Here is a 14,935-nt window from a genome sequence, read left to right on the forward strand (position 1 = left end):
AGGAGGGGGAAAATGATTATTAATACAAGTAAAATACTAACATTCCCTAAGTTGAACGAAAGGTTCGGAATAAATCTCGTTCATAGTTTTTTTCAGGATGACTATTCATCGAACATTTATATGGAAGTTATCGGGGATGAATTATATGGTAAGTTTAAAATTAATATTGATATTTACGATGAAAATGGAACTTTAATAATGCCTATAAAAAGTATCCCTATTGATGGGAGTACCTTTGATGGAATTACAGCTAATCGAATAAGATTGAACAACAGGCATTTAGATGCATTAGAAAAATGTCACATTAGAATCTATCCAACAAATTCATATTTAGATGATAAACATTTTACTTCCATGACTTTAATTCATGTAGGATTGAATTATGGGGATAGACGAAATTATATAGATAAGTTAAACATAGGCGATTTTGTCACTCTTACTTTAGACAAGTACAATGAATTCGATAAATTCGCTGTTAAAGTTTCAGATTCTAATGGAAATCATATTGGTTATTTAAATAGTGATTGTGCCTTTGTTTATAATCAATTTTTACAAGACGATGGCGAAAAAAAAGCTTGTATTCTAAAAATTAATAAGTCATCAATTTATTTGGAATCACCTGTTTTTTTTAGTTCTAAGAATATATTTCTATTTGGGGAGTGATATTATGAGTTTAAATAATGCGAAAAAAATCAAAATAGAACGACTAGAAGCAATTGAAAAAAAACACGGGGTTGAATTAAATGTTAATGCGTATGAAATTAAAAGTGAATACCATAATTACGACGAAGCAAGGATTTTAATTGAAGTTATAGGTGATATTGTAAACCCATTACACTTTATGGCTAGCATATACAATGAGCAAGGAGAGCTAATCGGCGTGGGTAGTAGAGGGGATATTAGACCGGATACTTTTGATGGTATTGACCATATTGAAATAGAAATCGCGGCCCCACCTGGAAAGAAAATTGATAAAGTGCGTGTATATCCTCAACGTGTTAGATAAAGGAGCATCATTATATTGAATGTAATTCAAAATTTAAGAATTCAATTTATCCAAGAAGCCTTGGCTTCTCCTATTCTTTTTAACGACCTTGCCAATATGGAGAAATATATTACGGAAAGTTACCAAATGCGTTCGATTATTGAATTACTTCAAAATGCGGATGATGCTGGATCAAACAAGTTTAAGATACTTATGGAGGATTCTACACTTTATGTAGCTAACAATGGCCGGAATTTTGATAAAGATGATTTAGTTTCAATTTGCAGAAGTGGTGCATCCACGAAACAAGATAGGGATCTGTATATTGGATATAGAGGAATTGGTTTCAAATCCGTTGTTAACTTTTCGGAAACAATTCATGTTCTTTCACATGATTTATCTTTTACGTTTTCTAAAGAAAAAACAGCTGAATTGCTTCGGGACAAAAACATGATTGGAGATGTACCATTAATTCGTGTTCCACATGTTTTTGAAGAAATAGATCGATTTCAATCGACCATAGATACTTTAATAAATGAAGGCTTTTCAGTCATCTTTATTTTCGAAAATATACAGATGGACGCTATTACCAACGAAATCAAGGCTTTCTCGCCTAATACTCTTTTGTTTTTAAAAAATGTAGATACAGTGATTATTGATGTTGATAATGAACCTTTACATTATCGAGCATTGCGTACCGTGAATAAGAATGTCCTAAACGTAACGTTAAAGGGAAAATCCGCCTCAACGTCTTGGAGTGTAATAAAGTCTGATCAAAATTCACCTGAAGCTATAGCTCTACCTTTAAATGAACAAGAAAGTTTAACACCTAGAAGCGACGATGATGATTTTCTTGTTTATTCCTTTCTCCCCACAAACGTTAAAACAGGATTTAAGTTCTTAATAAATGGTTCATTTAATACCGATCCTTCAAGAACTCAGGTGATTTTAGATGAAAAAACAATGCTTGTAATAAAAAATTTAGTACGATTAATTAAGTCGCATGTAATGATTGCAATCGAGGACCCAACGAAGGCTAATAAAAATCTCATAGATTCAATTTCTACTTTGACTGTTAATCCAATTGCGAAATTTAAGAGCTCATTAAGTTTTTCCGATGTATTTAAGGCTGAGCTAATAAATGGTTTAAAAGCAATGAAGGCTACTTTTAATGGTGTTTCTGTAAGTTTAGCGTCAGTTTATGTTAAACCTGAATGGATAAATGAAGAGGACTACAGATTAATCTGCAATAACCTCAATTTAAATGCATTTGATACTGCTATATTTAAAACGATACCAAGTTTAAAAGACCTATTTAATACTATAGATATAAACCGCTTAAATGTTGATATGTTATTTTTACCACAGTGTAACTTGGAATACGTTTCAAATAGAGGGCGAATTGAAATAATAAAAGAATATATTAAACACAATCGGTTCAATTTTGATGCTAAAAAAAATGATACATTCAAATCATCTACATTGTTCATAGACTTATATAATGAAGACTTTATACAGTCACTTTATAACCATGTAGAAGGTATAGACCTTTCATGGTTCCTATCTAAATTGGGTTTACAAAAATCGACAAAATCATCAATACCATCATCGATATCGATTACACCGAGCAATAAGAAAAACATAAAATCTTTCTCATCTAAGTTTTCTAAATGGCGTGCTGCTGAGGTTAATGTTAAAGCTTACTTTGAATCATTCGAAGATGTAATTTCAGTTAGTGACGTATCTAAAAGTAATCTAGGGTATGATATTGAGGTGCACCGAATAGATAAAGTAGAATATGTTGAAGTAAAAAGTGTAACCAACCTAGGCGATAGTTTTTCATTAACTAATAATGAATATGGGGTTGCAAACGAGAAAAAGAAAGATTACATCCTAGCTATAGTTAAACAGAGTGATAATGAGCTTGAACTATGTTTAATATCTAATCCTATAGAAAACTTAGGTCTGAATCGAAGAGTTACCCGTTGGGAATGGGTGTGTGACGAATACATTGGAACAGTAACATCACTTAAACTTAGTTAAAGAGTGTTAATGCTAAAAGATCCTGAACAAATAAGCTTAAGAAACTATATTTCATTTTGCCCCCGCAACAAAATTTTGTTCAAACGTAGTCAAAAACGTAGTCAAACATTTGCAATAGTAGCTATAAACCCTAATAATCAGTGGTATTATAACGTTTATTCTTATGGTGGGTTCGACACCCGCCGTCTCCATCTGAGCCCGTAAGCCTTGGTGCTGCGGGCTTTTATAATTCACTGGCATACTTTTGGCATAAATAATCATGATTTCAATTGAAGAATCTGCACAGGTTTGAAGTCGTCCTCCATCGTGAGTACGGCTTCTTTTTTTGTTGTCGGATAAAGGTGAGGATAATTGTTAAGCGTGGTGGCTACGTCACTGTGACCAATACGAGCAGCTACCACGGAAATGATGATCACAATATTATGGAGATGCTTACTTTTAGTTTAAAGATTCACCTCAAGGGAAAAATATCTTCGAAAGCAAAACATCTGGAGGTGATACCAATGAATACGAAATACGCAAAAACCCTAAAAGTAATTCTAGAATGTATGGAGGAATGTAATACTTGCTTCGACGCATGTTTGAAAGAAGAAGACGTTAAGATGATGGCTGAATGCATTCGGTTGGACCGAGAATGTGCAGATGTTTGTGCGTTCGCAGCGCAAGCGATAATGCGTAATAGTCCATTCACTAATCAGATTTTAGAACTATGTGCAGCTGTTTGCGAACGTTGTGCTGAAGAGTGTGCTCAACATGAGGAAGATCATTGCAAACGATGTGCCGAAGCTTGCAGAAAATGTGCAGAAGCATGCCGTCAGGCGGTAGCATAAACGAAACTAAAAAACTTCACCGAAGGAGCTATCCCAAGAAAATTGAAATGGTTTCTTGGAATAGCTTCATCCATCCATAATTAATTGAAAGAAAACAGAGGTGCATTAGACAAATGAAGAAGCATTTATTTTTTCTAGGTCTCGCGATGGTTATTGGTTTAAGTGGGTGTGGAAATAAAACAACCACCGAGAAAAACACAGACGTGAATAATGAACCGAAACAGGAAGACGTGGAAATGGAGATGAACCATTCCGGCTCTGGTGAAGTTCCCGCAACTTTGAAAGCGGCTGAAAATCCAACCTTTGAAGTCGGAAGTGAAGCAATTATTGAAGCTGATCATATGAAAGGAATGAAAGGCGCAGTGGCGACAATTGTTGGTGCATATGATACAACAGCCTACGCTGTTTCATATACGCCGGTAACTGGCGGCGAAAGAGTGGAGAATCATAAATGGGTTATTCAAGAAGAGATTAAGGATGCTGGTGACAAAACGTTGGAGCCAGGTACTGAGGTCACTGTTGAGGCAGATCATATGAAAGGGATGAAAGGGGCACTAGCTGAAATTGATTCAGCTGAAAAAACCACTGTATATATGATCGATTATACTCCGACAACCGGTGGTGAAGAAGTAACTAATCATAAATGGGTTACGGAAAGTGAACTTTCTGCCAAATGAAAGGCTTAGTAGAGCTATTAATCATTTGGCAAAGATATCATTTAAATCACATGTAACAATGATTTAAAAAATAGGGGTATTGAACGGGAGTTGGACTCTTGGGCAATATCCTTATTTTTAAGTATCGGATGGATAATGGTATACTTCAATAAGTAAGGTACATTATATTTGTTGAATAGCTCACGTAAAGACGAGAAAAGAAAAGTAGGTGAACAAAGTGGGGAAATATCAATTGGATAACAAAGGTAAAGCGGCTGTGACAAAATATCATGAAAAAAACCAGCCGGCCAAATTTGATAAAAAGCAGCACCTGGAAAAACTACGTGCGGAGTATTTGAAGAAAAAGCAAAAACAAACAGATAAAGAATAGGTATGAAAACATAGGAAGATTAAAATCTCCCTATGTTTTTTCTTATTATAAATTCTATGGTTCAAATTAAATTGTACTGCATATTTTGCGATTTGAATTAAAAAAGAAACCTTCTATTTCTTAGAGGGGATATTCAACAATTCCGGAACTGTGACAAACTCGTACCCTTGCTCTTGCAGTGCCGGGATAATTTGGTGAAGCGATTTGATTGTATTGGTTCTGTCTCCACCAGATTCTGCCCCATCATGCATGAGAATAATCGCGCCTGGATAAATGATGTCTAACACATTTGAAGCAATGACTTCCGGTGGGTCTTCCTGCCAATCCAACGAATCAACCGACCAGCCAATCACGTAATAGTTCATGTCGCGTAGCTTTTCGACTAATTCATTGTATAAGAAGCCATATGGTGGTCTAAATAATTTTGTTCGGTAACCAATAATGCCGTTAAGAGCGTCCTCCGTTCGAGTTACTTCCTGTTCTAGGGTACCGAGGTCGGATTCTTCGACAAGGTTAGGATGGGCGTACGTATGGTTTCCGATTACATGCCCCTCGCTTTGCATACGCTTAACGATTTCAGGATTAGCAACGGCTCTTGAACCCAACACGAAGAATGTTGCTGGTACATTGTACTGTTTCAATACATCTAATACATCATTTGAAAAACGTGGGTCAGGACCGTCATCAAAAGTCAATGCAACCCGTTTTTGATCAGCAGGACCTTGCAAGAAAAATATATCTGGATACCGCTGTTGTAAAATTCTTAGGTCAATAGGTTGAGGATCTCGACCGAACTTTTCAGATCCTACGTCAAGGTCAGGAAAATCTTCTTCCTGATCATCTTGTATAACTGCTTTCGACCATCCCTGCGATACATATACCAAGGGTTCGTCATTAGCATAAACAGTAAAGATTTCTGGAATATGCAAACAAAATAAAAACCCCGTCACCAACAACCACTTGAATATTCGAACTTGCATCCATCCATCTCCTTTTTTATTCCATTTGAGATACTAATTAGACATTAATTTCAATAAGTTGATCGAAGATACCATATAGAAATATGCGTTGATGTTAACACCAGTACTAAAATAATTCGAGTAATATTAAGAGAACGTATAGTAGCATTGGTATGCAAAGGAGTCCCGGCACGTATTATTTAATAGTGTTGACAACTTATTTGATAGGAGTGTTGTAATTGCTTCTTTCTATAACTATTAAGCAAGTCACATCTAATTGGTGTGGCTTTTTGTTGAAGTTTTATAGATGAGTACAGTTGTATTCGATTATGGTAAGTTCCATAAGGGGAATATTGGGAAGTTAACGTGAGTAAATAACAGCTAACTGCTGAGTGAAATTTGCTATGCATATTGTATCCGATATTAGAATACTCTGAATCATGAGTTGCCATCATGTATCAAACGGTTCAGGGTAATTGAATATTCAATGCTTTGTTCCTAAACAGTTTTACATGATGTTTAATCTGTTTTCGAGAAAATCAGTAAAAGTATAAAGCCTAAAAAGCGGAAAGGGATGATGGAAGTTGAAAAGACAAGTTGTTAATCTGGAACGTCTTATGGAGACGCTTAAAATCAGTAATAAAATTGGTTTAATATCCGAAACGGGAGTACGAAGAATAGCATTGACACAAGAAGATAAAATTATGCGAGATATATTTATGGGCTGGCTCGAAGAAGAGGGGCTAGAAGTTCGAGTGGATGATTTTGGTAACATATATGGACGTAGGGAGGGGTTAAGAAATGACCTAACTCCTGTAATGACTGGATCACATCTGGATACTCAGCCATACGGTGGTAGATATGATGGCATACTTGGAGTACTAAGTGGTTTGGAAATTATTAAAGTTTTAAACGAAAATAATGTACAAACATTACGTCCAATTGAGGTTGTTAATTTTACTAATGAGGAAGGATATAGATTTTTTCCATCGACTACTTCAGGATCAGATGGAATTTGTAACATTTTAACAAAAGAATGTATTTATGAAACCACGGATGAAAATGGATATAGTTTTGAAGAGGAACTGAAAAAGATAGGATACCTTGGGGACGAGAAAAATCGAGCAAAAGATATTTATAGTTTCGTAGAACTTCATATAGAACAAGGACCTATATTGGAACAAAAAAACAAATCCATCGGTATCGTAGAGGGAGATAAAGGGATTAAACGGATTGAGTTTTCCATAAAGGGTAAGACAAGTCATTCAACAGGGACGCCAATGGAAGGGAGAAAGGATGCTTTATTAAAGGCCGCAGAGATAGTTGTAGCAATTCACCAAATAGCAAAGGAGAAAGTTGGAACAATTATTAATATAGGGAAATTCAAAATTGAACCCGGTGCAGTTTCACATATTCCTTGTGATGCTAAATTTACAATGCATATCACGCATCAGGATGAAAATATTTTAGACGAATTAATAGAATCAATCAAAAAAAAATCATCAACTATTGTGGCAGAAGAAAAAATGGAAATTGAAATTAATGCATATTCAAGCCTTCCAAAAGCTCGCTTTTCTAAAGAAATAATGAATGAGATTGAAGAAGTTGCTCATGACTTTGGTTATTCAACTTTGAGAATGCTAAGCGGTGGAGGTCATGATGCAAATAATATAGCAACCATTGCGCCGACGGGGATGGTTTTTATACCTTGTAAAGATGGTGTAAGCCATAGTGTAGAGGAATTCGCTTCGGAAGAAGATATTGAAAAAGGGGTCAATGTATTGTTGAATGTTGTATTGAAACTGGCTCAACAGGAAGATAATTTGGAACAAGAAGGTTAAAAACCAATGGGGGGTTGTAACGTGAAAATAAAAACTATTACTAGTATTTTAGTCGTATCATTGATATTTATTCTTGTAGCTTGTGGAACAAGTGACAAGTCCAAGGTCAGCAGTTCAAATGAAAATGGAAAGAAAACATTGAGGGTCGTAACGAATGCGGCATATGCACCCTTTGTATATATGGATAAAGGGGAAATCGTTGGTTTTGATGTTGAATTTATTAGTGCTGTTGCTAAAGAAGCAGGTTATGACGTAAAGGTTGAACATGTCGGCTGGGAACCGTTATTCGTTGAAGTTAAAGGAAAAACCGCAGATATCGGGATCGGTGCTATCACCATCAACGATGAGCGGAAACAAACATATGACTTTTCTGCTGCATACTTTTTATCTGTGAATGAAATTTTAGTTCCGGAGGGTAGTCCAATTAAGAGTGCTACCGACTTAAAGGATAAAGTAGTTGCCGTTTCAAATGGTACAACTGGCCAGTCTGCAATCGAATCCTTGTATGGAAAAAACAACTCGAAACTTAAAAAATTCAAAGACAATAATCTAGCAATCATGGAGCTTAAGAAGGGTGGAGCAGATGCAGTGGTTGCTGATAACACTGTTGTTGAAGAATATGTGAAAAATAATCCGAAAGATAATTTAATGGTGATTGCCGATGATACAGCTTTTGATAAAGAGTTTTACGGAATATTGTTTGCAAAGGACAGTAAATTAAAAGATGAATTTGATCAGGCACTCAAAAAGATGTTGGACAACGGAGAATATGCAAACCTATATGAGAAGTGGTTTGACTATAAGCCTGATTTAGAAGGCTTAAAAGAATAATTAAAATAGAAGAGATTGCGTAACTCTTAAAGAATGAAAGTTACGCAATCTCATGAGTCAATATAAGTTAAAAAGTTAAAACACCTTGAAAAAAGTTGATTTCCGTTCAGAGCGACGCTTTCCACGTGCTTGGCTTTAATCTCCTCGTCACTGCGTTCCTGCAGGCTTTCAACTCGCGCTTTTCCCGCTGGAGTCCTAATCAACAAGTTATCATTTTATTTACTATAACTTATTATACTAGTTTTTGAAGAGTTCACTGAATTTTTTCTTGAGAAAACAGGGGGTTAATAGATGCTGGATTTCCGTTGGGACTTATTAGCTGAATACGGACCCTTTTTTGTAAAGGGTACTGTGTTAACCATTGGACTTTCTATTGCTGGGATTTTAATCGGGACAGTTTTCGGACTACTCATAGGTTTGGGAAAAATGATGAAAAATAAGTATTTTTCATTGCCGGCAAAATGGTATATTGCCTTTTTCCGCGGTACACCATTTATGGTTCAAATTCTTCTTATTCATTTTGCTGTTATTCCGCCAATTTTTGGAGGGACAAACTCCATTGCAGCAGCTATTGTTGCTCTATCACTCAATTCAGCTGCATATATCGCTGAAATCTTTCGAGCTGGAATCCAATCGATTGATCGCGGTCAGATGGAAGCTTCCCGTTCACTAGGTATGAACCATATGCAATCTATGGTATATGTCATCTTGCCACAAGCTGTAAAGCGTATGATTCCTCCGCTCGGCAATCAATTTATTGTGTTAATCAAAGATTCTTCACTTGCAGCATTAGTTGCAGCACCAGAATTAATGTATTGGGGACAAGTTATGCAAGGCCAATATTACCGGGTTTGGGAGCCATACCTGGCAGTGGCAGCCATTTATCTTGTATTAACACTTTCCTTGAGCTTCTTATTATCTCGACTAGAAAGTAGGTTGTCGACAGAATGATAGAAGTGAAAAACTTAAAAAAAAGCTTTGGTAATCATGTAGTTTTAAAAGATATCAATGTTATGGTTAAACCAAAGGAAGTTGTAGTTGTGATTGGCCCTTCTGGATCAGGTAAGTCAACATTCCTGCGCTGTATTAATTTATTAGAAACGATAACAGGCGGACAGGTTTTGATTGAAGGGGTGGACATAACGGATAAAAAGACAAATATTAATAGTGTGCGCATGGAAGTAGGGATGGTGTTTCAGCAATTTAATCTTTTCCCTCATAAAACTGTAATTGAAAATATCATGCTAGCACCGACAAAAGTTAGAAAAGTATCAGCCGAAAAAGCAAGAGACAAAGGTATGGAGCTTTTAAAAAAGGTAGGACTGACAGAAAAAGCGAATGCTTATCCGGACTCTCTATCTGGCGGACAAAAGCAGCGTGTAGCGATTGCAAGATCCCTCGCGATGACACCAAAGATAATGCTTTTCGACGAACCGACTTCAGCACTTGACCCCGAAATGGTTGGTGAGGTTTTAGAGGTAATGAAACAACTGGCGAAAGAGGGCATGACAATGGTAGTTGTCACCCATGAAATGGGCTTTGCCAAAGAGGTTGGAGATCGAGTAATATTTATGGACGACGGTCTTGTTGTTGAAAAGAATATTCCAAGGGAATTGTTTGACAACCCACAGCAAGAAAGAACTAAATCATTTTTAAGTAAAATTTTATAAACCAAAAACTGGAGCTTCAATCGTTTCACAAATATGATCTTTAAAAATTCTTTTGTAAACGGATACGGCATGTGACTATGGTGTATTGTAAAAGAGAAAATCTTAGCAGTTTTAAATACTGGCTATTGAGATGTATCATATAGTATAAGCTAGATTAAGTTTTATTAAATATGAGAGGACCATCCCTTCAGTTTTAACATTTAGGGAGTCCTCCTTTTTTTGTTGCTAATTAACCTTATTGAGTTGAAAAATAATTATACCTGATTTTCGATCGGCTTTTCACCGGATATAACTGGTGCTCCATCATATAAAAATTGTTTAAAATGTGATCGCTATAGAAGTACTAGAAGTAAACTACTATACCTTTTTTGAGGGAAATATATATGAGACAAAGTACTTCAATAATAAATGTTACGCTCTATTAAATGCATACATTATCTAAAACAATGCCCAATAAGGAGTGTCTAGCATTGTCCGAAACAACGAAAGGGGAGCGTGAATTTCCCGTAAGTATCATTGCATTGATAACTGCTATGAGTCTTTTTGGAGATTCAATCCTATATATTGCGTGCCTTTGTTTTTTGACAAGAGACAGGTTGTTAATCCATATGGCAAATACAACTCAGAGAAACGTGACGTTATTTATCACTTTGTCTCTATGCAAAGATATACTTAATTTTATTCTCAGGAGAAGATATACTTTGAAGTAGGTTTTATGTTTAGTGTTACCAATTTACTGCAAGGGTGGATGGATTATAAATGATACGTTTTGATAGTGATTATTTAGAAGGTGCTCATGAACGAATTCTGAATCGACTGCTGAAAACCAATGAAAAACAGACGCCTGGATATGGTATGGATGAATATTGTGAAAGGGCAAGAAGTTATATTAAAAAAGCATGTGATGTAGAGAACGCAGATGTGCACTTCTTAGTTGGAGGAACACAAGCAAATACTACGATTATCTCTTCCATATTGCGCCCGCATCAAGGAGCAGTTTCTGCAATTACGGGTCATATCGCAGGACATGAAACGGGAGCAATTGAAGCCACTGGACATAAAGTGCTTACTTTGCCGAGCGATGATGGGAAGATTACAGCGAAACAAGTAAAAGAATTATACGATGCCCATTGGAATGATGTCACTCATGAACATATGATTCAGCCCGGTTTGGTTTACATTTCTCATCCTTCCGAGAATGGGACGACTTATAGTAAATCCGAATTGGAGGAGTTAAGCCAAGTTTGCCGGGATTGTGGCTTGCCATTATTTATGGATGGTGCTCGATTAGGTTATGGTCTCGCTGCAAAAGACAACGATCTATCTCTAAGAGATATCGCAAGACTTTGTGATGTGTTCTATATCGGCGGAACGAAAACAGGAGCATTATTTGGAGAAGCTGTTGTCATAACAAATGATGACCTTAAAAAAGACTTTCGGTATATGATCAAACAAAATGGCGGGCTGCTCGCTAAGGGGAGATTATTAGGGATCCAGTTTGAAACCTTGTTTGAGGATGGCTTATACGATGAGATTTCTAAGCATGCGGTGGACTTGGCGATGATGATTCGAGAAGCATTTGTTGAGAGAGGGTTTTCATTAAGATATGATTCCAAGACAAATCAACAGTTTCCCATTTTACCGAATGATGTGTTGAGTGATTTGAGCAAGAACTACTCTTTTTCCTATTGGGAGAAATTCGATGATGCGCAAAGTGTTGTCAGATTTTGTACCAGTTGGGCAACGAAAAAGGAAAATGTTGAATTGCTGATTGAAGATATTAAGAAATTAGAATTCTGATACGATGGGACAGGCATCTACGAATGGATGCCTGTCTTTTTCTATTTCCGAAGAATAACTGCTTATACGCTCCAGGAGAGAGTTTCAGCTATAGTAATTCAGGTTAGTACTCCTTGGCCTCATTATTGTACAAGTAAGCGGGCAACCATATTCTTACTATATAAGCCTTAATCATATATCACATTTTTCCCTTGTTCACTTAACTTTTGTAAGGATGTAAGCATATGATTTATTTGTTCATCAGAATGTCTTTCCCATGACCCTAATTCAGCTACTATTTTCAAAGGAGATTTTGACCGATAGGAGCGTGTTGGGTTTCCGGGAAATCTTTTGTCCGTCAAGTTCGGATCATTTTCAAAATCACCTAATGGTTCTACGATATAAATTCTCTCTTTTGATGTAGATTTTGCTAATTCAGCACCCCATTTAGCAGCTTCTAATGTTGCAGTAAAATAGATATAGTTAGATTTTTTATCCTGATAATTGGAGAATTGCAAAGGTTCGAGAAGGTCTCCAATTTCCAGTTTTGCTTTTGTGCCATGAAAGAACGGACCGGGATCTAAACTATTTTTGTTGTCATCCATGTAAAACACCCCTTATGCTTTTTGACTTGCGTATTTCAGTATAAGGGATGGGATGGGTGGAAAAGTAGTCTATAATTAATTATTGGAAGATGTTATAATGTAAGTAGAGGGTAACTATATCATATGTAAGCATTACTAAAAAACAGCCGGATGAAGGGGAAAACCTCTATTCCGGCTTTTTCTCATTTCATCAGTTAACGCTTATTCGATTCATCTTGGAAATCTTAACAACTTGACGAATAAGCCAAAGAGGAGTACTATGTTTAGCTGTAGAAAAAGTTACTTTAAAATAACATTTTCCATAGATCAGAAGTAAAATAAATAATTAAAAGGTTGGTGTTTGCATGAGAAATCAATGGAATGTGAAAGATTTTCTTCTACACAACTTTTTAGGAATATATGCGGTAGCTGTATTGATGTTATGGATGAAAACCTATATCGCTCAATCCACACAATTTGAATTAGGAGTAGAAGGACCTCTTCAGCAATTTCTCCTACTGCTAAATCCGCTCGGTTCAGCGATGCTGTTTCTAGGAATTTCTTTCTTGTTTAAAGGTAAGAAAAAATATACAGTGCTTGTCGTCATGTACACGCTCATGTCGATTCTGTTATATGCGAATATCGTCTATTACCGGTTCTTCAGTGATTTCATTACACTGCCTACCCTTTTCCAAACGCAGAATTTCGGGGATTTGGGCGGAAGTGTTCTGTCCTTGCTAAAACCTTATGATATTTTGTTCTTTGTGGATGTAGTGGTACTGATGTACCTTCGATTCTCACATAAGGTACAAAAAGGGACAAATCGGATTGGATCTAAAAAAGCAGCCGCCATTATTGCTGTTGCTTTACTAATTTCCATTATCAATCTTGGACTGGCTGAAGCCGATCGGCCGCAATTGTTGACTCGCGGCTTCGATCGTAACTATATTGTGAAGTATCTAGGCATGTACAATTACACGATTTATGACTCGGTAGAAACGGCGGCAGCGTCGTCGCAAAGAGCTTTGGCGGATAGCAGTGATCTTACAGATGTGATTAACTACACCCAATCCTCATACGCCGAACCAAATCCAGCCTATTTTGGGGCGGCCAAAGGAATGAACGTCATTTATTTGCATTTAGAATCATTCCAAAACTTTTTGATTGACTACAAATTGAACGGAGAAGAAGTTACACCGTTTTTAAATTCATTAACGAGAGATAAAAATACGGCGTATTTCGATAACTTCTTCCACCAAACGGGCCAAGGCAAAACGTCCGATGCGGAATTCATGTTGGAGAACTCCCTATTTGGGTTGCCTCAGGGATCTGCATTTATTACGAAAGCACAAAATACGTACCAAGCTGCCCCAAGTATTTTAAAGGATCACGGGTATACCTCCGCTGTATTCCACGGTAATAACGGCAGCTTCTGGAATCGAAATACCATCTACAAAGAATTTGGATTCGACCATTTCTTCGATGCCAGTTATTATGATACGAGTGACCCAATTGACATGGCGGAATATGGATTGTTGGACAAACCGTTCTATGAGCAATCTGAAAGTCTGTTGAGCTCACTGCCGCAACCTTTCTATGCGAAATTCATTACGGTAGCAAACCACTATCCGTATGCGATGGATCAAGAGTTGGTGACAATCGATAAAGCCCAGACTGGGGACCGCAGTGTGGACGATTATTTCCAAACTGCGCGGTATACAGACGAAGCGATTGAAAAAGTCTTCACGCGATTAAAGGAAATGGGCTTATACGATAACTCGGTCATTGTCCTATATGGCGACCATTATGGCATTTCCGATAATCATAAAAGAGCAATGGCACAAATTATGGGGAAAGAAATTACCCCTTATGAAAGTGCGAACTTGCAACGCGTTCCTTTATTCATCCATGTTCCTGGAATGAAAGGCGGCGTCAACCACACATATGGCGGCCAAACAGACCTTCTTCCGACGTTGTTGCATTTGCTTGGAATTGATACGAAAAACTTTGTTCAATTCGGTTCCGATTTATTCTCGGAAGAGCATAATCAAGTTGTCCCGTTTCGAAATGGCGACTTTATCAGCCCGACGATTGATTCAATTAATGAAAAGTTCTATGATAATCAAACAGGCTTACCTCTCGACGATAGTCAAATGGAGCGTGCTAATGCTTTGAAAAAAGAAGTGGATTATAAATTAGGGCTTTCTGATAAAGTCGTGAATGGCGACTTATTGAGATTCTATACGCCAAAAGGGTATACGCCTGTCGATCCATCTCAGTATAACTACACCAAAGTAGAAGATGTACAATCAAACGAATGACATATTGCAGTAGAAGAAGCATGTTCTCTCTTAATGGAGAGGGCG

14 protein-coding genes are annotated in these 14,935 nt (G+C 36.8%); 12 read left to right on the forward strand and 2 right to left on the reverse strand.

The features are described 5' to 3' along the window. Positions 1-12: 12 nt before the first annotated feature. From M3193_RS14660 to M3193_RS14690, 6 genes are all read left to right on the forward strand, one after another. On the forward strand, positions 13-663 hold the full coding sequence (locus M3193_RS14660; RefSeq protein ID WP_251629175.1) for an HIRAN domain-containing protein: 651 nt from the start codon (positions 13-15) through the stop codon (positions 661-663). 4 nt (positions 664-667) lie between these two features. After that, on the forward strand, positions 668-1,006 hold the full coding sequence (locus M3193_RS14665) for a hypothetical protein (protein WP_251629177.1): 339 nt from the start codon (positions 668-670) through the stop codon (positions 1,004-1,006). Between the two features lie 15 nt (positions 1,007-1,021). Next, positions 1,022-3,028: a DUF3883 domain-containing protein gene (locus M3193_RS14670; protein ID WP_251629179.1), complete on the forward strand. Its 2,007-nt coding sequence runs from the start codon at positions 1,022-1,024 to the stop codon at positions 3,026-3,028. A 503-nt stretch (positions 3,029-3,531) separates the two neighbouring features. Continuing rightward, a complete protein-coding gene (locus tag M3193_RS14680) occupies positions 3,532-3,858 on the forward strand; it encodes a four-helix bundle copper-binding protein (protein ID WP_251629181.1) in 327 nt (108 codons plus the stop codon). Between the two features lie 113 nt (positions 3,859-3,971). Further along, positions 3,972-4,535 (forward strand): YdhK family protein, encoded by a 564-nt coding sequence (locus tag M3193_RS14685; protein WP_251629189.1) that lies wholly within the window; start codon positions 3,972-3,974, stop codon positions 4,533-4,535. A gap of 217 nt (positions 4,536-4,752) precedes the next feature. Then, complete coding sequence (locus tag M3193_RS14690) at positions 4,753-4,905, forward strand: hypothetical protein (protein WP_251629191.1); 153 nt, start codon at positions 4,753-4,755, stop codon at positions 4,903-4,905. A gap of 113 nt (positions 4,906-5,018) precedes the next feature. Here the strand turns inward: M3193_RS14690 and M3193_RS14695 are convergent, their stop codons facing one another. Further along, entirely contained in the window at positions 5,019-5,885 is an 867-nt protein-coding gene (locus M3193_RS14695) for a polysaccharide deacetylase family protein (RefSeq protein ID WP_251629193.1), read from the reverse strand. Positions 5,886-6,448: 563 nt separating this feature from the next. Here M3193_RS14695 and M3193_RS14700 point away from each other — a divergent pair. The 5 genes from M3193_RS14700 to M3193_RS14720 all read left to right on the forward strand — a co-directional run bounded on the left by M3193_RS14700 (position 6,449) and on the right by M3193_RS14720 (position 12,006). Further along, positions 6,449-7,705, forward strand: coding sequence for a M20 family metallo-hydrolase (locus M3193_RS14700; protein ID WP_251629195.1), 1,257 nt, complete (start codon positions 6,449-6,451; stop codon positions 7,703-7,705). 21 nt (positions 7,706-7,726) lie between these two features. Beyond that, positions 7,727-8,536, forward strand: a complete 810-nt coding sequence (locus M3193_RS14705) for a basic amino acid ABC transporter substrate-binding protein (protein WP_251629197.1) — start codon at positions 7,727-7,729, stop codon at positions 8,534-8,536. 294 nt (positions 8,537-8,830) lie between these two features. Then, positions 8,831-9,487 carry an amino acid ABC transporter permease gene (locus M3193_RS14710; RefSeq protein ID WP_251629438.1) on the forward strand — a complete coding sequence of 219 codons (657 nt, stop codon included), beginning with the start codon at positions 8,831-8,833 and terminating at the stop codon, positions 9,485-9,487. Next, positions 9,484-10,206 carry an amino acid ABC transporter ATP-binding protein gene (locus tag M3193_RS14715; RefSeq protein WP_251629199.1) on the forward strand — a complete coding sequence of 241 codons (723 nt, stop codon included), beginning with the start codon at positions 9,484-9,486 and terminating at the stop codon, positions 10,204-10,206. The genes M3193_RS14710 and M3193_RS14715 overlap by 4 nt, the downstream gene beginning before the upstream one ends. A gap of 759 nt (positions 10,207-10,965) precedes the next feature. Beyond that, positions 10,966-12,006 carry a threonine aldolase family protein gene (locus M3193_RS14720; RefSeq protein WP_251629201.1) on the forward strand — a complete coding sequence of 347 codons (1,041 nt, stop codon included), beginning with the start codon at positions 10,966-10,968 and terminating at the stop codon, positions 12,004-12,006. A 167-nt stretch (positions 12,007-12,173) separates the two neighbouring features. Here M3193_RS14720 and arr read toward each other — a convergent pair whose 3' ends face one another. Further along, positions 12,174-12,590 (reverse strand): NAD(+)--rifampin ADP-ribosyltransferase, encoded by a 417-nt coding sequence (arr, locus tag M3193_RS14725; RefSeq protein ID WP_251629203.1) that lies wholly within the window; start codon positions 12,588-12,590, stop codon positions 12,174-12,176. Between the two features lie 344 nt (positions 12,591-12,934). Between arr and M3193_RS14730 the strand changes: the two genes are divergently transcribed. Next, positions 12,935-14,890 carry an LTA synthase family protein gene (locus M3193_RS14730; protein WP_251629205.1) on the forward strand — a complete coding sequence of 652 codons (1,956 nt, stop codon included), beginning with the start codon at positions 12,935-12,937 and terminating at the stop codon, positions 14,888-14,890. Positions 14,891-14,935: the final 45 nt, after the last annotated feature.

Origin of the sequence: Sporosarcina luteola, assembly GCF_023715585.1 — a bacterium.
Taxonomy (GTDB): domain Bacteria; phylum Bacillota; class Bacilli; order Bacillales_A; family Planococcaceae; genus Sporosarcina; species Sporosarcina luteola_D.